Source organism: Amphritea atlantica (genome assembly GCF_018860855.1).
Taxonomy (GTDB): Bacteria; Pseudomonadota; Gammaproteobacteria; order Pseudomonadales; family Balneatricaceae; genus Amphritea; species Amphritea atlantica_A.
Genome location: NZ_JAHKQE010000014.1, coordinates 1 through 19,521 on the forward strand (window position 1 = coordinate 1; position 19,521 = coordinate 19,521).

General features: G+C 43.1%; 17 protein-coding genes. 10 read left to right on the forward strand and 7 right to left on the reverse strand.

Annotated features, from left to right (window positions below; all coding sequences use genetic code 11):
* The 5 genes from zipA to KO512_RS05870 form a co-directional block, all read left to right on the forward strand.
* On the forward strand, positions 1–1,068 hold a 1,068-nt coding region (gene zipA / locus KO512_RS05850; RefSeq protein WP_215951399.1), incomplete at its 5' end, for a cell division protein ZipA.
* Between the two features lie 19 nt (positions 1,069–1,087).
* Positions 1,088–3,118 (forward strand): NAD-dependent DNA ligase LigA, encoded by a 2,031-nt coding sequence (gene ligA, locus KO512_RS05855; protein WP_215951400.1) that lies wholly within the window; start codon positions 1,088–1,090, stop codon positions 3,116–3,118.
* 13 nt (positions 3,119–3,131) lie between these two features.
* Positions 3,132–3,719, forward strand: a complete 588-nt coding sequence (locus KO512_RS05860) for a hypothetical protein (RefSeq protein WP_215951401.1) — start codon at positions 3,132–3,134, stop codon at positions 3,717–3,719.
* A 2-nt stretch (positions 3,720–3,721) separates the two neighbouring features.
* Entirely contained in the window at positions 3,722–3,934 is a 213-nt protein-coding gene (locus KO512_RS05865; RefSeq protein WP_215951402.1) for a YheU family protein, read from the forward strand.
* A 17-nt stretch (positions 3,935–3,951) separates the two neighbouring features.
* Positions 3,952–4,611: a DUF4126 domain-containing protein gene (locus KO512_RS05870; protein ID WP_215951403.1), complete on the forward strand. Its 660-nt coding sequence runs from the start codon at positions 3,952–3,954 to the stop codon at positions 4,609–4,611.
* A 13-nt stretch (positions 4,612–4,624) separates the two neighbouring features.
* Here the strand turns inward: KO512_RS05870 and KO512_RS05875 are convergent, their stop codons facing one another.
* From KO512_RS05875 to KO512_RS05905, 7 genes are all read right to left on the reverse strand, one after another.
* Positions 4,625–5,302 carry a CBS domain-containing protein gene (locus tag KO512_RS05875; RefSeq protein ID WP_215951404.1) on the reverse strand — a complete coding sequence of 226 codons (678 nt, stop codon included), beginning with the start codon at positions 5,300–5,302 and terminating at the stop codon, positions 4,625–4,627.
* 35 nt (positions 5,303–5,337) lie between these two features.
* Positions 5,338–7,314: a bifunctional tRNA (5-methylaminomethyl-2-thiouridine)(34)-methyltransferase MnmD/FAD-dependent 5-carboxymethylaminomethyl-2-thiouridine(34) oxidoreductase MnmC gene (mnmC, locus tag KO512_RS05880; protein ID WP_215951405.1), complete on the reverse strand. Its 1,977-nt coding sequence runs from the start codon at positions 7,312–7,314 to the stop codon at positions 5,338–5,340.
* A 65-nt stretch (positions 7,315–7,379) separates the two neighbouring features.
* Positions 7,380–8,345 (reverse strand): glycosyltransferase family 2 protein, encoded by a 966-nt coding sequence (locus KO512_RS05885; RefSeq protein WP_215951406.1) that lies wholly within the window; start codon positions 8,343–8,345, stop codon positions 7,380–7,382.
* A complete protein-coding gene (locus KO512_RS05890; RefSeq protein WP_215951407.1) occupies positions 8,338–9,393 on the reverse strand; it encodes a polysaccharide pyruvyl transferase family protein in 1,056 nt (351 codons plus the stop codon). Before KO512_RS05890 ends, KO512_RS05885 begins: the two co-directional genes overlap by 8 nt.
* 5 nt (positions 9,394–9,398) lie before the next feature.
* Entirely contained in the window at positions 9,399–11,138 is a 1,740-nt protein-coding gene (locus tag KO512_RS05895; RefSeq protein ID WP_215951408.1) for a thiamine pyrophosphate-binding protein, read from the reverse strand.
* Positions 11,139–11,235: 97 nt separating this feature from the next.
* Positions 11,236–12,114 (reverse strand): SDR family NAD(P)-dependent oxidoreductase, encoded by an 879-nt coding sequence (locus KO512_RS05900; protein ID WP_215951409.1) that lies wholly within the window; start codon positions 12,112–12,114, stop codon positions 11,236–11,238.
* Between the two features lie 30 nt (positions 12,115–12,144).
* Positions 12,145–13,671, reverse strand: a complete 1,527-nt coding sequence (locus KO512_RS05905) for a hypothetical protein (RefSeq protein ID WP_215951410.1) — start codon at positions 13,669–13,671, stop codon at positions 12,145–12,147.
* Between the two features lie 365 nt (positions 13,672–14,036).
* Between KO512_RS05905 and KO512_RS05910 the strand changes: the two genes are divergently transcribed.
* Genes KO512_RS05910 through KO512_RS05930 form a run of 5 tightly spaced genes read left to right on the forward strand, consistent with a single transcriptional unit; the run spans position 14,037 to position 19,405 of the window.
* Positions 14,037–15,152, forward strand: coding sequence for a glycosyltransferase (locus tag KO512_RS05910; protein ID WP_215951411.1), 1,116 nt, complete (start codon positions 14,037–14,039; stop codon positions 15,150–15,152).
* 39 nt (positions 15,153–15,191) lie between these two features.
* Positions 15,192–15,965 (forward strand): glycosyltransferase family 2 protein, encoded by a 774-nt coding sequence (locus KO512_RS05915; RefSeq protein WP_215951412.1) that lies wholly within the window; start codon positions 15,192–15,194, stop codon positions 15,963–15,965.
* Complete coding sequence (locus KO512_RS05920; RefSeq protein WP_252734870.1) at positions 15,965–16,930, forward strand: UDP-glucose 4-epimerase family protein; 966 nt, start codon at positions 15,965–15,967, stop codon at positions 16,928–16,930. The genes KO512_RS05915 and KO512_RS05920 overlap by 1 nt, the downstream gene beginning before the upstream one ends.
* The gene (locus KO512_RS05925; protein WP_215951413.1) at positions 16,927–17,475 is read left to right on the forward strand and encodes a sugar transferase; all 549 of its coding nucleotides are present in this window, start codon (positions 16,927–16,929) and stop codon (positions 17,473–17,475) included. Before KO512_RS05920 ends, KO512_RS05925 begins: the two co-directional genes overlap by 4 nt.
* A gap of 22 nt (positions 17,476–17,497) precedes the next feature.
* Positions 17,498–19,405: a polysaccharide biosynthesis protein gene (locus tag KO512_RS05930; protein WP_215951414.1), complete on the forward strand. Its 1,908-nt coding sequence runs from the start codon at positions 17,498–17,500 to the stop codon at positions 19,403–19,405.
* Positions 19,406–19,521: the final 116 nt, after the last annotated feature.

The following is a 19,521-nucleotide window of genomic DNA, read 5'->3' on the forward strand; positions in this document are numbered from 1 at the left end:
GAGCCAGAGCCAGAGCCAGAGCCAGAGCCAGAGCCAGAGCCAGAGCCAGAGCCAGAGCCAGCACCATTAGTCAGACCGGTTGAAGCAAAGCATCAGCCTGATATTGATGATATGTTCTCTGCAGAGCCCGTTGTTGAGCGTAATCGTTCTGCATCCTACTCCGTAGAGGAGGACGATCTGATCGATTCGTTGCCGGATGGTTTTCGTCTCGACACTCGAGAAGATATCGCAGTTGATGAAGATGAGCATGAATTTGATTATACCCGCCCAGTAAGCGAGCTTATGCGGCCGAAACGGGATGATAATCATCAGTTGCAACAGACCATGATGGATCTACCAGAGCATCAGGATCAAACCGCCTTAAGAGAGGCGGAGTCTTCTGCTCGGCCGAAAACTGCCTATACACAACCGTTAGAACCCGCTCATTTTTCGGCTATCGATGATGAGCAAACTGAGCTGACCGGCCTGTTTACGGATGAGCAACCTGTTGCAGCGTCAGCACCAGCGCCTACAGCAAAACCGATACCTCAGCCGCCTGCGGCTAAAGCTAAAGAAACGGTCGATGCAGACAGTAAGGCCGATCCGGCTATTGGCATCAAAGGCCAATCGCTTCAGAAAATCCCAGAAGCCGATAAAGTGTTGGTGATCTCTGTCGTAGCAACCGAGGGAGAGCAAAGTTTTTCTGGTCGTAGCCTGCTGCAAATTTTACTGGCCTGCGGTATGCGCTATGGCGATATGAAAATCTTTCATCGCTATGAAGACGGCATCGATAAAGGGGCAATTCAGTTCAGTATGACCAACGCACTGGAGCCGGGCTATTTCGATATCGAGACGATGGACAGCATAGAAACCCGCGGTGTTACCTTCTTTATGTCGATGGAAGAGCCTCGCGATGTGATGAACGCTTACGAATGTATGTTAGCGACGGCTTCGGCGGTTGCGACTAATCTAAACGGTGTTCTTCTGGATGAAAATCGTTCCACCATGCGTGACCAAACCAAAGAACATTATCGTGAACGTATTCGTAAATTTGAAATGCGTAAGCTGAAAAAAACGACAACCGCCTGATAGTCCCAGATAAAAGCCGATGAAACCTGATACCTCTATGACGCAGTTGCTTGAGCAGCTGCGCGATCAATTGCGTCACTACAACTATCAATATTATGTACTCGATGATCCTCAGGTGCCTGATGCTGAATATGATCGAGCCTTTCGTCAGCTCAAAGCGCTTGAGGATGAGCATCCGGAACTGATCACCTCAGATTCTCCTACCCAGCGGGTGGGCGCAGAACCTCTGGCGGCCTTTACTCAAGTGCGGCATGAGATGCCGATGCTGTCACTGGATAATGCTTTTTCTGCCGACGATATGTATAGCTTTGAAAAGCGACTGCGTGATCGCCTCAAACTGAGCGATGAGATACCGCTGGAGTTCGCTTGTGAGCCGAAACTGGATGGTATTGCCGTCAGTCTGTTGTATGAAAATGGCCAGCTAATCCGTGGTGCAACCCGTGGTGATGGCAGCACCGGTGAAGATATTACCCTCAATGTCAGAACCGTTGAGTCGATTCCGCTACGGTTGATAGGCTCCGGTTATCCTGAGCGGCTGGAAGTCCGGGGTGAGATCTATATGCCCCGAAGAAGCTTTACGCGGCTCAACGAAGAAGCGTTGAAACGTGGTGACAAACCCTTTGTGAATCCCCGTAATGCCGCCGCGGGCAGTCTGCGTCAGTTAGACCCTAAGATTACTGCGCAGCGGTCATTAGAGATGTGTTGTTACTCGGTGGGTATTGTCAGTGGTGGAGAACTGCCGAATAGCCATGAAGCGATCTTGCGTAAACTGGCGACCTGGGGATTGAAAATCAATGCGGAAATGGCGGTGGTGCAAGGTGCTGAAGGTTGTCTGGAGTATTTCGAGGCGCTCTCAGTGCGGCGTAACCAGCTTGCTTATGAAATCGATGGGATAGTATTCAAGGTTAATGATATTGAGCTACAGCAGCGCTTAGGCTTCGTCTCAAGGGCGCCTCGCTGGGCGATTGCCCATAAGTTTCCGGCACAGGAAGAGATTACCATCGTGAATGCGATTGAGTTTCAGGTGGGACGCACCGGTGCGATCACGCCCGTGGCTCGCTTGGAACCGGTCTTTGTCGGTGGTGTTACCGTGAGTAATGCCACACTGCACAATATGGATGAGGTGGAGCGTCTCGATATTAGAGCCGGTGACAGCGTGATTATTCGTCGGGCCGGTGATGTGATCCCGCAAGTGGTATCGGTGGTGTTGGAACGTCGCCCCGCCGACACAGAGGCCGTTCAACTACCGCAACGCTGCCCTGTGTGTGATTCTGAAATTATTCGTGTGGACAGTGAGGCCGTAGCGCGTTGTTCGGGAGGGCTGAGTTGTGCCGCCCAGCGTAAAGAAGCCCTCAAACATTATGTGTCACGTAAAGCGATGGATATCGATGGGCTGGGGGAAAAACTGATCGATGGCTTAGTCGAGAAAGAGTTAGTTCATAGCCCTGCGGATCTTTATCGGTTACACCATCTGCAATTAGCCAGCATGGAGCGGATGGGGGATAAGTCAGCCGCTAAACTGTTGCAGAGTATCGAGAAGAGCAAGGCGACCGAACTAGCCAACTTTATCTATGCCTTGGGCATTCGTGAAGTAGGCGAGGCCACCGCAAGAACCTTAGCCATGCATTTTGGCTCGCTTGAAGCGGTAATGAGTGCCGACGAAGAGCAGCTACAGGCAGCACCGGACATCGGCCCAATTGTGGCGCAGTATATCGTTAGTTTTTTCCATCAGGTGCATAACCGAGAAGTAATCGAGGCGCTGCGTGCTGCGGGCGTTCATTGGCAGGATGTTGAGGTAGATCATCATGAGCTGCCATTAGCGGGGCAAACTTGGGTGCTGACGGGTACACTCGAGCAGATGCCACGCAGCGAAGCTAAAAAACAGTTGCTGGCGTTAGGGGCCAAAGTGGCCGGCAGCGTCTCGAAGAAAACCGATTGTGTGGTGGCAGGTCCCGGGGCCGGCTCTAAGTTACAGAAAGCCGAAGAGCTTAATATTCCAGTAATGGATGAGCAGCAACTAATAGCATTGTTGGCGGAATATAACCAATAAGAGAGATAGACCCATGCGCAGATCGACGTTTAACCGATCAATCCCTTTGTGTTTGCTGAGTGCCTTGTTGTTGCAGGGCTGTAGTCAGATTGCTGACGTCGTGCCGGAGCGGTTTGCAAAGCCCGATAATCCATTTTGTCGCGGGCTCTATCAGGATAATGATTGGCTCGATGCTGCGGTGGCTACTGAAAGCCGCTGGGGGTTACCACTGCATATTGCCTTGGCCGAGTTAAATATGCCGGTGGGTACCGTTGCGAGTGAATATATCCACCCGCCCTATGCCGATTGGGAAGAGTATCGTCTAGCGAGCGAGAACTGGTCAGGATCGGTTGCCGAGATCGATACTGCGCTGGATTATCTCGGCTGGCATGCGCAGATGGCCAGTCAGCGCAACGATCTAGCAATGAACGAAGCGGGTAAGCTCTATATCGCCTCAAGAATTGGTCATGGCGGGCTACGTCGGTTGGAATATCACCCTGACCCTGTGTTGATCCATCAGGCTGAACAGGTGGAGCAACGGGCCGAGCAATACCGAGAAGACTTGAAGTCTTGCCCCCGTATACGAGAGCGTGCCGATAGCTTCTTTCGCTGGCCTTGGTAAGCATGATTATTCCTTGGGAACAACTACAGCCCGACACCTTAACTAGCCTGATAAAAGAGTTTGTTACCCGTGACGGGACAGACTATGGCTTTAATGAAACCAGTATTGATACGCGCATCGATCAGGTGAGAGCTAAACTGAGAAGCGGTGAAGCCGTGGTTTTGTTCAGTCAGAGTACAGGCCTGTGCAATATAGTGGCTCGTGAACGTTTATAGTTGAACGAGGTATCGTCATGGATCAGTTAGAACAGATTACCGCATTGATCGCGCTGACCATGGGGGTCGGCTGGGCCAGTGGTATCAATCTTTATGCCACCATTTTGATGCTTGGGTTAGCGGCGAATATGGGCCATTTTCAACTGCCTAGTGGGTTGGAGATCGTTGCCGATCCTATGGTGTTGATGGCGGCTGGTTTTATGTACTGTGTTGAGTTCTTTGCCGATAAGATTCCCGGCGTTGATACCGGCTGGGACACCTTACACACCTTCATTCGTATCCCCGCAGGGGCTGCATTAGCCGCCGGTGCGATGGGTGATATGAACCCCGCGGTGATCGTTGCCGCAGCCTTAGTCGGTGGCTCTCTGTCGGCGACCAGCCACGCATTCAAAGCGGGCGGACGGGTCATGATCAATACTTCACCTGAACCGGTGAGCAACTGGGCCGCATCAATCACCGAAGATCTAGCCGTTTTTGGTGGTTTATGGGCTGCGCTAAACTATCCCATTGCCTTTCTTATCGCACTGGTATTGTTTATTGCGCTAGTGATCTGGCTACTGCCGAAGATTTGGAGAGGTATTAAAAAGGTTTTTGCCTTTTTAGCCGGTTTGTTCGGTGGCCGAGATGATGCTATCCAGCTCAATGAGGAAAGTGCCTTACCCCATCGTAAACCGTAATAGAAGGGGGTTGTTAGCGGCTGTCTAGCCACTCGTTGTTAATCAGCGATTGGAGTAGATCGGTACGGGTGATAATGCCTTTCAAATTACCGTTATCCTCCACAATAGGAATGCAACTCAGGTGGTGTTCCACGCAGCTGACCGCCAGTTGTCGAATATTGGTATCGGGAGTAGCGGTGATCACTTGAGTGGAATAGCAGCGTTCGATGGTGTCCTCAATGGTATGTTCTTGCGCCCCTTGATAGCTCAGGTATTGCAGCAGAAGTTTTTCCGTCACCACTCCCATGAGCCGTCCTGTCCCAGATAGCACCAGCAGGTGACTGATCGAATACTGCTTCATTTTGTATAGCGCCGACTGAATTTTACTGCCCTCTAAGACCGTTTGTATCGGATAGGACATGATCAGCGAGGCCGGTATATAGGCGCGCGGATGTTCTAGGCTGGTGCTGCCACCACCGGTTTGGCTATAAACAGACGCAGCTTTACGGGCATTTCCCTGAGAATGTCCTTGGACGGTTGGCCCGATCTCATGATGTTGTGACTGGTCGATCATCTCTTTCTCGTGATCTCGCTCACCACCGGCAGGGGCCGTATGGGTAGACGCACCGAGTTGTTCTACTCCGCGAGGAGCAAACAACGATTTAACCGGTGTCTTGATGCGGTATCCCTGGTCGTAAATAACCAATGCCATGACAGTTCACTACGCCTTATACTGAATGATTCATATTATATCGCCCGCCTGATCAAATTCTTGATGATAAATCGTGCTGGATTGAGTTTATCGATGAGTTCTTTTTCCAGCGGTAACGGTTCGTTTTCAAGCATAGTAGCGATAAGCTCTCCACTAATAGGACAACTAATCAGCCCTTTAGATCCGTGGGCGAGGTTAACGAACAGTCCAGGGTAGTGTTGTGGTGCGGTATCGATTACGGTTTTTGCATCGTGCCGTAGCCGAGCATAATCCTCTATGAAAGTGCTAAAAACTGGGGCTGGGCCGACAATCGGCAACTTATCCGGCGATGCGCAACGAAAACCCACACGACCGCTTAGAGGGTTGTGTACATGATACTGTGCCAGTGCTTCGCCGAGATTGGGCGCCATATTGGTGATTTTTGTAAGGTTATGCTGGTGGCCAGATTCGCGGATATCCGTTGCTGGGTCTTTAAGTTCGAAGGTCGCGCCGAAGCAATAGCGCCCTTGTTGGGTGGGGGAGATATAACCCTCACTACATAGGACGGTATCGAGCGCAGGTAAGTCAGCATTTTTAGCGGTGATAGACACCTGGCCGCGAATATTCTGTACCGGAAGATGGTTGGTCTGCTCAAAGGCCACACTATCGGCGGCTGAGGCGATGATTGTCACCGCTGCAGTCAGTGCTTGCCCATGTTGGGTATAGCAGTGCCACTGGTGATCATCCCGAACGAGTCGCTTGATCTGAGTGCTAGTTATGACTGTAATGTTAGGGTGTTCGCATAACCACTCACACAGCAATGGTGGCGTCACCCAGCCAGCTTCAGGAAAAAACAAACCACTGTTGCTAACGGCAGTGCCTGCAATCTTAGATGCTTCGGTTTGCTCGACATAGCGGACCACTGAGCGAGGGTAGTTACCGGATTCAGCCAGTTTTTGATGCTTCGTTTTTTCTTTGTCATGGGCAGCCAACTGTAATAGGCCACAGGGTGACCAGATATCGTTGCGATCAGCTAAGTTTTGCGTAAGAAAATGACTGCTATAAAGAAAGCCCGACAGATGGATGCGACTGGTGGGGATTGGCTCTATCGGCAGCTTTGCATACAGAGCACCTTGATGATTGCCTGATCCTTCAGCGGCAATCTTTGAATTCTTATCCACAAGGGTCACTTTCCAACCACGCTTAGCCAGTGAGTGGGCTGTCGAACACCCTGCGATACCCGCACCAATCACGATAGCCGTTTTGTCACCCGTATGTTTGTAGGGTAGTTGAAACCAGCTAGGGCCCTCTGCAGGTGCCGATCGAGTTTCGACCTCAGGGGAATAGGTGCCAACGAGCATTTCACGTTTGCGCCCAAAGCCCGCCACCTTCTTGACCGGAAAACCGACATCCCGTAAGCCGCGTTTAACAATCCCTGCACAGGTAAAGGTGGCAAAGGTTGTATCCGTGTGACTCAAACGGCCAATCTGTTGAAACAGCTCGGCACACCACATTTCCGGATTTTTTGATGGAGCAAAACCATCGAGAAACCAGGCATCGACTCGAGCTTCCAACTGACGATAGCAATCAATCGCATCGCCCAGCATTAAGGTAAGCATTATACGACCGTCATCAAAAGAAAGTTGATGAAACCCCGGCGAATGACATGGATACTGGACAATCAGTTGCTCCGAGAACATGCTAAGCTCTGGCCATAGAGCGAGGGCTTTAATCAGATCATCTAATGCGATAGGGTATTTCTCAACACTGATGAAATGTAGCTTGGCCGATGCAGGTGCTTGTTCACGAAACAGCTTCCAAGTGGCGAGAAAGTTAAGGCCCGTACCAAAACCTGTTTCGGCAATGGTAAAGGTGCTGGCTGTGGCAAAACGCTCTGGCAATTGATTGCTATCGAGAAATACGTGGTTGGTTTCGGCCAAGCCGTCATCGATAGAGAAGTAGATGTCTTCGAAGAGGGGAGATGTCGGGGTGTCAGACAGCCAATTGAGGGTAGATGAGGAAAATTTAGGCATAATGATCATTGCTGATGGGTTTGGGTGTTATTATAATGATTTTGACTGCATTATTGTAATTATTATTAATACCTAAAAATCTTTTTTATTAACCTTGTTATTAGCTCTTTTATTTCTGTTTTTGAAGCAGTTAAGATTGGTAATGCTATAGGATAGTTTTTTAAAATAAGAATTGATGCTTTTTTTAGTTCAGCATCATATTGTTTTAATAGAGCTTTGTTATTTACATGATAGCAACTCCAAGAAAACTGTTTTTGATACATTTTTATTATTTCATATAAAATATAGTCATCATTTTTGTTAAAAATACTGACAGCTAGGGATAGTGATTTATATAATTCGACGTATGCTTTTACTTTGTTGATCTGTGATGTAATGCTTTTTCTATTATAGACGTACTCATGTAATGAGTCACTTAATAGGTAAATACTTTTGGCCTGATAATAGCAGCCAATGTTTAAAATTAAATCTTCGTTAATGCTCTGTCGCCAAGGGAATTTTAGATTGAAATAAGGTTCTATAACTTTTCGATTATATAACTTATTCCAAAGCATTCCCGTACCGAATTCAAAAGCACAAAATTTCTTGAATATATCATTTTCAATTTTCTTTGATTTTCGAAATTTAATTTTTGACGCTATAACTTTACGTTTTTCTGTTACTCTATCTGAACCACAGACGACAATGTCAACATTGTTTTCTTCTGCAGCAGATAGTAATGTAGAGAACATTTTAGGACGAGCAAAATCATCTGCGTCCAAAAAACCAATCCAAGGTGCGGATGATATTTTTAAGCCTGCTAATCTTGCTTCATGAACACCTTTATTTTCACTGAAATTAACAGTGACTATGTTTTTATGTTTTTCAGCTAATAGTTTGATTATGTCGCCTGAGTTATCCGTGGATGCATCATTAATAATAATGATTTCTAAGGTTTTTAATGTTTGATGTAAGAGTGAGTTAATAGTTTTTGTTAATCGTTCGCCCATGTTATAAACGGGAACTATTACTGATACTTGTGGCTTATTCATTGTTATTATTCATGAGAGAGTTGCATTTGATTAAGAAATTTCGGCTTTGGGTTAGTAAAGGTTCCAATGTTTTTTCAATATTAGTGTAATCCGTTCTTGGGGTATGACCTGCGGATAAATAACCTTTGTCAACTAGGCAGCCTGATAAATCGAGGGATTTAAGTAGGTGCTTAACTTTTTGCTTATGTCTACCATAACAAATGAAATTCTTTTTATACTTGATTGAAAAAATAGAGCCATGAAAAGTATCTGTAATTACGTATTTAGCATTCTTTATAAGTGAAAGAAACTCAAACGGTGAACAAGGTTCGTTTATATCAACCCATGAGTGATAAAATCCAGCAGAAACTAAGATAAGATTGTTGTCAAGGGCGAATTTTTTTATTTCTTCTGTAATGCCTGTTTCAAAACCATATGTATAAATAAGAATATAAGATTTTTCTATATGGAAATCTACTTCGTGAGGCGAAAAGTCATGTAAAAAGGTTGGGTCAAGTACAACGGTCACATCATTGCTAGTAGAGTTTTTAACAATATTCAGTGACTCTCTATCTCTAACACTTATCAGGTCAAAACTATTAATGCCTGCTATATAATCAGGATGACGTAGCATGTCTTTAACTTCAGAATTTCCCACACTAGGAGCATAAGAAAATGTTAATAATCCTGGAAGGTTCAGGCCGAAGAATTCAGGGACACTGTTAAATGTTCCATTAGTAACACTCCATATTTCATCGGATCCAATAAAAGCTACTTTAAAACTTGAAATGTTACCTCGACGAACCATTTTAAGTTTTTTTTCTGCAGACCTAAATGAAAATATTTTTTTAATATTAAAGAAAATGCTCATAAAGTTTTTTCGTAAACCTCGGAAAAAAAACTTGTATCGTTTAATGTTATTTTCTATGTCATATATATCTAAAAATCTTACTTTATATCCATACTCACTCAGTATTTCTTTTAATGCAAAAGCCTGAAGGTATGCACCATAGTTCGGAGATTTGCAAAGTGTGACTATAATGCAGGGTGTTGTTGATTTTTTATTCATAATATTTACTCAGAAAACAACCTTTTAATGATATTTAATTTATTTTTTCTAAGTAGTCGTTTAATGATGACTTTGAGATGCTGTTTTTTTTCTTTTTTTATATTTCGAATGACTTCCAATGCTTTGCTTTCTTCTTCACTGTCCGTAAATACTTCAAATACGATTGAGCCGTTCTCAACCCCCTTAGCAAGAAACTGATTATAAACAGATTCATACTCCTCTTTTGAAGAAGCGCTAATATAATTAAAGCCGAGATTTTGTGCATAATGTTTGATTAAGGTAGTAGATTTATTGCCGTAATGGCCTGATGCTGCGATAAACTCATCAGCTTGATCTCCAACTTGAGCAGCAACACTATTGTATTGCCTAAACTCGGTTCCTTTACCGTTATTGACCACCATAATCCGCAGATTGTTACCAACATGCCTATTACCTAACGCATTCATATCATAGAAAAAGGCCAAATCACCAATAATACAAAAGCAGAGTTGGTCTGACTTGGCCAATGATGCCCCAAGAAAGCTGGAAAGCCCACCATCGATGCCAAACCCACCGACATTTGATATTGACCTAACAGAAGAAGGCAAATCATAGAAGTTCCAAGATCTTAAACTATTCAGAATACCAAAATGAATAACCGAGTCGTCAGGGATTTTATGCGCGGTACGTGCTGCTATCCAGATATTAGAAAAGGGAATATCTGGTAGCTCAGATCTGATATCAGCCAATGTTGCTTTACATTGTTTTAAGTACTTATCGGATAACTCTCTAGATGAGTCGGTATAGCTCTGAAAAAACGTTTTTTCATCCATCTCGAACACATATCGTAGTTTGCGAAAGGTATCGCGTATTTCGCCATCGTCACTAACACGCCAGACTTCTTCTCCTACCATTTCCATAGTCGCATAGTCGCCAGAAACTTCTCCTATATGAATGGTGATATCCGGTTTGTCCGCCTTCTGGTTCGTTAAATCTTGGCTGGCTGCAAGAGAATAAAGTAAGCTATATTTGCCTTTATACCCACTGGTATGATCACAAAAAACTACTGCATCATTAGCACTACAAAAATCATCTAGAATCCTTGTATCTTCTACCGAAAAATCTCGGTGAGCACCAATAAAGACAGCAACACGTCCTTTTAGCTTAGGCAACTTATCCGTTGCCGTGAATCGATCCATTACCCGACATGTCGGCAGCGCTTTCGTACCATAAGACTGGCTGTAACGAGTTGGCAGATTAATATGTACCGGACCTCCACCAGCCCGCTTCAATTCAAGGATAGCTTTGTTGACTTCTATCTCACATTCCCAAAAATCATCAGCATCTTTCACTATAGGAAGAGCAACACTAAGTCGCTGGGTATCATTAGGCTTGTTACTTCGATCCGTCACCTGTGCTATATGGTGACCTACTCTTGCAACAGATTGTGTTGATGTAATAGCAAGCACGGGAAGTTTCCGATAGTAGGCTTCGGTCATACCGGGCATGTAATTTCTTGAAGAGGTAGCCCCCGTACAACTTATAACAACTGGCTCACCTGACTCATGCGCCAAGCCACATGCCATATAGGCTGCAGAACGCTCGTCCACAGCAGAATACACTTCAAAAAATGAATCATTCTGAACACTTGCAACAAATGTCACATTAGTTGCTCCTGGTGAAGCAATAACCTTTCTAATGTTATTTGCTTTTAATAGAGCAATGATAATTAGGACATTCTTTTCGTCAGTATAAAATCTACTCATAACTTCACCAGAAAACATTAACATTATAAAAAAACAAAGATGAAATTTACATTCTATTTTCAACGAATTAAAAATAAAATTTCGATTACAATATTGTTCACTTTATTGAATATCCTCCATCGCATATAATGGTCTGCCCAACAATAAAGTTCGAGGCATCACTAATTAGAAAAACACCTAACTCTGCAATTTCTTCTGGAAGAGCGAATCTTTTCAATGGATTATATGGACTGAAAATATTGTTATTTTGTTCTAAAGTCATCGGCTGCATTTTTGTTGATATAATCCCGGGAGCTATTCCATTAACCAATATACCTTTCTCACAGAGATTAACTCCCAAACCCATTGTTAATCCAGCGACATCCCATTTACTCATCCTATAGGGATAAGTAGCTCCTACAAAGCCTCCCTGAGATGAAATATTAATAATTTTCTTTGTTGATTTATTATTATCAATCCAAAAACGACAGACCGCTTGCGTTAAAAAGAACAACCCTTTCGAATTAGTAGAATAAACTTTCTCCCATTGACTTTCAGAAACATTCAAAAAATCAGTTGTATCAATAACACCGGCATTATTTACAAGTACATCTATATTACCGCCTAGCAATTCAATACAACTTTTCAATCTACTTCCTGTAATGGATACATCACTTACATCCCAGACCAACCACTGAAGACGAGGATTATTTATTTTCAAGACAGCTTCACTTAATTTTTTTTCATCCCGGCCTGTTATTATAACCGACGCTCCCATAGTTACGCATTTATTTGCCAGCGCATAACCTATGCCAGACCCTCCGCCTGTTATCAGGATTTTTTTACCTTCTAAAATATTTCCATATTCAATCTGAGCAATAGAATATGTTGAAACTCCCCCATACTTATATATTTTTGCCAGCGTTTCAAAAATCAAAGTAGTTTTAACAAAAAAGCTACGTATTTTCCTGAAAAACACACACAATAAATTATTCATAAAATCAACCTAATAGAATAAAAAATCATTTCAATTAAAATAAATTTTTGATGAGATTTTATTTTTTATAATTTTTCGCCATCTTTCATCCAACCCAATACTATACATAGCAGCGGTAATAAAAATAACAGAAAAACAAGAAAAACAAAAAACTTCAAAAAAACCATTTCCGCTATATCCCCCTATCGTGAACAGAAAAAAAGAAGTAAAAAAAATCATATATAAAATAGGAATAACAGCCTTCCTAATATACAAAAAAACAGGAAATTCTATCAACATTCGCAAGAGATAAAGCCTTACAAAAAACATCACACAATTAGCAATTATAGCAATAACAAAAACACTATACGCAGGCAATCCAAAACCAACAGCGATCCATGACGAAAAGAATAGAACCAATTGAATCGAGCCCATTATAAGCTCATAAGCTTGCATTTTACCAGGAGCTCTTGCAGCTGTTGTCAGAGGTAAACTAACTGCAAGTATTAATGCTTCTATTAATGAAAGTTGTGCAAAAATAATGGTATTTACAGGAACATTTGTAAGCCAAAAACCGAGAATACTTTCCATTTTAATAAGCATTGGCAGCGCAAAAACCCACAAAAGAAAAAAAGTAATTTTTGAACCACCAATAATTAACTCAAACATTTCCTCTTGCTTTTCTGCCGCATAATTTTTAATTATCGGTGGATATAAGCTTGTATTAAAACTCGCTGCAAACATATTCACACTATTAGAAATTTGTACGGAAAGAGTTCTAGCTGCAACAACCGCTGGACTGTAGTTTTGATTCAAAAGCAAAGTAATTGCATGAGTTCTTGCTGCATTCGTTATCTGACCAAAAACAGTCCAGCCAGTAAAACCTATAATTTCTCTCAATAAGGAAGAATCCCAGTAGATTTTTCTTAACTGACACTCGTCATATCGGTATAGACAAACCCCAATATAAATCATTGCATTGACAACACCCACACATAGCACTAAAAGCCCGTATAGTTCGAGCTTGTCCCAAGTAATGTATTGCAGCAAGAACACAACACCCAGCTTCATAAAAGCTTCAAGGATAGATATGTAAGCATAAAGTTTCATATCTTCGTGGGCCATAATAATAGCCATAAAGGGTGTAGTGAACACACTCACTAAGAATGTCAGTGTCGCGTAATGGTATAGTGTTTTTGCTGCCTCAAACCGACCATCAGGCACCGCTAGTTGGGTATTTACAAACCAGAGACCAACCGTTTGTAAAATAGCAAAGGCAATTAATGCTACTGCACTGTAAAGTGCAAGGTTGACGGAAAAGGTTTTGTTTAGTCGATCTTGATTTTGTTCGCCTAATGCAAATGAAAAAAAGCGCTGCGTTGCTTGTGCCAATGAGCCAGGCAAGAAAGCACTCAAAGCAACTAAGCCAGCCACAGCACCATAGACACCATAGTCGTCAACCCCCAATTCATCAAGGATAACTCGAATGGTGTACAAGCTAACAAATAATATTAACAACTGACGAAAGTAAAGCATCAGAGTGTTTTTCGCTATTCGTTTATTTAATTCTGGTGACATGTAAGCTCGGACTTTGAGTTTTCTTTATTTTGTCTTTGACTAATTATAACATTGAAGCGGGAGTCGATATAGGTAACAATAGTTTATTTTTGATGATGAGATTGAGTTGTCTGAGTATGTTTTATATTTTTGCGGCTAGTTTTTGGGTAGTAACTTATATTTTTATGGGTTGATAATGGAAATTGGCAGTATTTTAGCTGTGGTTTATAGAAATGATATTTTGGTATGTGCTTAGAGTGATTATTAATTATATCTTTTTTGTAGATTGTAAGATGTAGTGTTTTTTAGTAGTGTTTTGGCTTCTGTGGTTAGTAGTGTGTTGATATATTATTTTAAATAAAACTAGATGTAGCAAAGAGGAATGCATGAAAGTCGTTATTTTGGCAGGAGCGTCATCTATACATACCATTCGATGGGCTAATGGTTTGTCTGCAGCGGGCATTGATGTACATGTTATCTCTCAACATCCAGAGATAGAAGCATTGAATGAAAATGTTCATTTGCATCTGCTGCCTTTTCACGGTTATCTTGGTTATTTTACTATTGTTCCCCAAGTTAGGCGATTATTAAAAAAAATCAAACCTGATTTGCTCAATGTACATTATGCGAGTGGTTATGGTACAACGGCTCGTTTAGTCGGTTATTCGCCATGGTTACTCTCGGTCTGGGGAAGCGATGTTTATGATTTTCCTGAAAAAAGCTTTGTTCATAAATGGCTTGTGCGGAAGAACCTTCTTAGTGCCGATGCTGTCGCATCGACGAGTAATTGTATGGCAGAACAGGTTCGAACGATTGTTCCTGAGTTAGGTGAAATTTCGATTACACCTTTTGGTGTGGATATGCAAAGCTATAAAGACAAGGAAGGCGCTTCATTTGTGAGTGAAAAGGCGGCTGGAGAGTTATGGGTCGGTACTGTAAAAGCTATGTCTCCAAAGTATGGTGTTGATACATTAATCAAAGCATTTGCTATTACCCGTCGACAATTAATGGAGGAAAATCCTAAGCTAGGTGCTTGTTTGCGTTTACGCTTGGTTGGGGGGGGAGAGCAAATAGATGTCCTTAAAAAGTTAACCGTCAGTGAAAAGGTCGCTGAGGTAACTTCATTCCTAGGACCGGTTCCGCATAGTAAGGTCCCTTCTGTATTATCAGACTTGGATATTTATGTTGCGTTGAGTCGGGCTGATAGTGAAAGCTTTGGTGTTGCAGTTATAGAGGCTGGGGCGGCTGGGTGTCCTGTCGTTGTTTCTAATGCTGGAGGGCTACCCGAAGTTACATTGGATGGGGTTACTGGGTTTGTCGTGCCGCGTGAAAATCCTACTGCTGCTGCAGACGCTATATATAAATTGGTTCTGGATTTTAATTTGCGTGTTAAAATGGGCAGGGCGGGGGCGAGTCATGTTGCTGAAAATTATGATTGGCAGACTTGTGTAGAGATAATGAAAAGCCTATATAGTAAAGTAATAAAAGAGTCTAAGGTGTAGTTTTTTGTTATGTAATTATCAGCTAGGAGTGTTGTTTTTATGCCGACTGTTTCTATAATTACTCCTATGTATGATTGTGAAAGATATGTTTCTTTATGTATAGAGTCTGTTTTGAAGCAAACTTTTTATGATTGGGAGTTGTTGGTAGTTGATGACTGCTCTACGGATGCTAGTTATCAAATTGTAAAAAGTTTTTCTGATCATAGGATTAAGCTTTTTAAGCTAGACGAAAATTCAGGGGCTGCAGTTGCTAGGAATTATGCAATTAGAAAAGCATCAGGGCGTTTTATTGCTTTTCTTGATAGTGATGATTTATGGTTGCCATGTAAGCTTGAGAAACATATAAACTTTATGCTAAAAAAATCTATTGCTTTCAGTTATAGTTCTTATTATAAAATAAATGATAATGGTGATATGTTAACTGAAATTTCGGTTCCTTTGTCGGTTTGCTATTCTCAGTTGCTTAAAACTAATGTTATCGGCTGTTTGACAGCTGTTTATGATACAAAAGTATTTGGTAAAGTGGAAATGCCACAGATCCGTAAACGTCAGGACTTTGGGTTGTGGTTGAAGTTACTTAAGAGAACTGGTGAAGCTGTTGCGATTGACGAGTCCTTATCACTTTATCGCACAAGGGCTAACTCAATTTCTAATAATAAATTAGATGCTGCTAAATATACATGGCGTTTATATCGTGATGTTGAAAATTTACCCTTGTTAAAATGTGTTTATTATTTTTGTTTTTATGCTTTAGGTGGTTTTCTTCGATCTCGTTATCCTAAATTAGCTAAAGCTCTCGGTTTTTTTTGTTGATGATGGAAATGACTATTTTAAATACAAATATTTTTTTGACTGGTGCTAATGGTTTTGTTGGTCGAAAAATATATAACCTATTATCCGCTAGTCACAATGTTCATGTCTTGGGGTCGATAAGGTGTACAAATACAAGCCAAGGTTCGGAATTCGTTGAATGTGGTGATATAAATGCTGCTACTGGCTGGTCTAGGTTAATATCAGGATTTAATGTTGTTATTCATGCTGCTGCATTAGCTCATGTTAATTCAAAAGTTAATGTTAATTCCCTAGAGACATTTAAGTCTGTCAATGTTGATGGAACTCTCAATCTGGCCCGGCAAGCCGCTTCTGCTGGTGTTGAGCGTTTTATTTTTATTAGTTCTATCGGTGTTAACGGTAATCAGAATCAAGTTCCTTTCACTGCTGATGATGTCCCTGCACCTCAAGAGTCTTATGCGCGATCTAAATATGAAGCAGAGTTGGGTCTAATCGCGCTGTCTAAAGAAACTGGTATGGAAGTTGTCATTATCCGACCTCCGTTGGTTTATGGGCCTAATGCACCGGGTAATTTTGGCAGGTTGGTTCGGCTAGTTGAAAAAGGAATCCCATTACCTCTTGGTGCCATCCATAACAAGCGTTCATTTGTGGCGCTTGATAACTTGGTGGATCTCATTGTGACTTGCATCGATCACCCTGCGGCGGCGAATCAGGTGTTTCTGGCGGGTGATGGCGAAGATCTTTCTACTTCTGAACTGTTACGAGGCATCGCTACTGCGATGGGCAAGCCTTCACGGTTGTTGCCGGTTCCTGAAAGTTGGTTGCGTTTGGGTGCTAATTTACTGGGTAAAAGAGAAGTGGCTGATCGTTTATTAGGTTCTTTACAGGTCGATATCAGTAAAACACGTGATATGCTTGGTTGGAAGCCGCCCATCTCTGTTGATGAAGGACTGAGGCGGTGTTTCGATACGGAGCGTGATGGGTGATTCGTTTTCTCGATATTGTTTTTTCAATGATGGGGCTGATTGTTGGTTTTCCTTTGCTGTTGTTGTTGGCGCTGTTAGGGTTGTTGGATACAGGCTCTCCTCTGTTTCTTCAACAGCGAGTGGGGCGCGATAAGCAGCCTTTCACATTGGTAAAGTTTCGTACAATGAAATTGGATACCCAATCTGTTGCCACCCACCTTGCTAATCGGACTTCAATTACCCGTTATGGCCATTTTTTACGTCGGACTAAACTGGATGAGCTTCCTCAGCTGTGGAATGTGCTGAAAGGTGATATGAGTCTTGTGGGGCCGCGGCCAGGATTATTTAATCAACAGGCACTTACCTCGGCTAGGGATAAATTGGGTATCTATGATGTTCGCCCGGGAATAACCGGTTTAGCACAAATTAATGAGATTGATATGTCGACACCTGAGCGGTTAGCAGAATGGGATGCTCGTATGATTAGCACATTATCTCTCAAAAATTATTTTCACTACCTCCTATTAACGGTGGTAGGGCACGGCTCAGGTGATCGAGTCCGATGATTTCACAATTTAGGGACTAATTGTGCTGCAACTATTGCTTAACTCTACCCGCAAACAAAAAAAAGCGGTGTTTGTTCTTTTTGATTTACTAGTGCTACCGGTTTGTTGCTGGTTTAGCTATGCCTTACGTTATGGTGATTGGACTGCCGTCAATTTTGTTCACTGGCCTGCGTATCTTCTAGCGCCGGTGATCGCGATTCCTATCTTTGTCAAAATGGGCATGTATCGGGCCATCATCCGTTATATTGGTTATCGAGCCCAGTGGACAGTTATCAAAGCGGTATCGTTGTCGGTGCTGATTTGGGCGGTGGCCGTGTATATGCTGGCGCTGGATTATAATACCCCCCGATCGGTTATTTTGATTTTTGGCTTGGTCGCTGTGCTGGTCATTGGCGGTAGCCGGATGTTTGCTCGGTGGATTATTCTTCATCAGTTTCCCGGTGGTGATAGTAAAGCGCAGAAGCATGCCGATCGTGTACTTATTTATGGTGCAGGTTCGGCAGGCAGGCAACTAGCGACGGCACTTGGTGAGTCGGGTGAGTTTTCGGCAATCGCCTTTGTAGATGATGATAAAACTCTTCGTGGCATGGATATTAATGACCTGCGAGTCTATCAGCCTGATGAAATTGCTGGGCTTATTGAACGTTATGATATTGATTCAGTTTTACTGGCGATTCCCTCTGTTTCCCGCTTGCGGCGAAAAGCAATAGTTGATTCTCTTAGCATCTTCAATCTGCGAGTGCTAACACTGCCTGCTTTATCGGATATTGCCGGTGGTAAGGTGAGTATGAGCGATGTGCGCGAAGTGGATATTGCCGATCTCCTTGGTCGTGAAGAGGTGCAACCAGATAAAGCATTGTTAAGCGCCTGTATCTTGGGTCAGAACGTGTTGGTAACGGGTGCTGGCGGATCGATCGGCTCTGAATTATGTCGTCAGATTGTTAATCAGCGCCCTTCGACATTAATTCTCTATGAGCAATCAGAATTCGGGCTTTACAGCATTGAGCAGGAATTAAAGCAACTATCTCTTGAAGGTGTTGATGTGATTCCTGTGTTGGGTTCAGTGCTGGATTTTCCCTACCTTGAACGTGTTCTCCGCCAGTACCATGTGAATACGATCTATCATGCGGCGGCTTATAAACATGTGCCATTGGTTGAAGCCAACATGATTGCAGGGGTGCGTAACAACCTGATGGGTACTTGGAATACTGCTGAAGCGGCTATTGCTTGTGGTGTTAAAAACTTTGTTCTCATTTCTACCGACAAAGCAGTACGTCCAACCAATGTCATGGGTGCTAGTAAACGGTTTGCTGAGCTGGTATTACAGGCTCTCAGTCAGCGAGAGAAGAACCGCGGCATTCGCTTTGCCATGGTCCGCTTTGGCAATGTGTTAGGGTCTTCTGGCTCTGTAATTCCATTGTTTCGTCGACAGATTAGAGAGGGCGGCCCTGTCACTGTTACTCACCCAGAGATTACCCGTTATTTTATGACCATTCCTGAAGCTTCTTCGCTGGTAATTCAAGCTGGATCGATGGGTTCTTCCGGTGATGTGTTTGTTTTGGATATGGGTAAGCCTGTAAAGATTAAAACGCTAGCTAAGCAGATGATTAACCTGACAGGGCTATCAGTTAAAGATATCAACCATCCTGACGGTGATATAGAAATTAGTTATACCGGTCTGCGTGATGGCGAGAAGCTCTATGAAGAGTTGTTAATCGGCAGTAACGTGCAAGCGACGGATCACCCAATGATTATGCGTGCAGGTGAAGCGATGCTTGAATGGGATGAGCTTAAGCCGATTCTTGATCAGATGATCGAGGCCTTAAACCGTTACGATTACATTAAGGTGCGTCAGTTGCTGCTGGAAGCTGTTGATGGTTATGATCCTCATCATGAGATCGTCGATCCCATGTATTCCTCCATCACATAATCTTTCGTAGGGTGCTAGTGAGCTTGGCCGGGTATTGCATTATTGGTGCAGTTCGTCCCTCACTGCACCCTACGTATCTAAGCATGGCTCTAAACTCCCTAGGAGTCGCCTTTAGT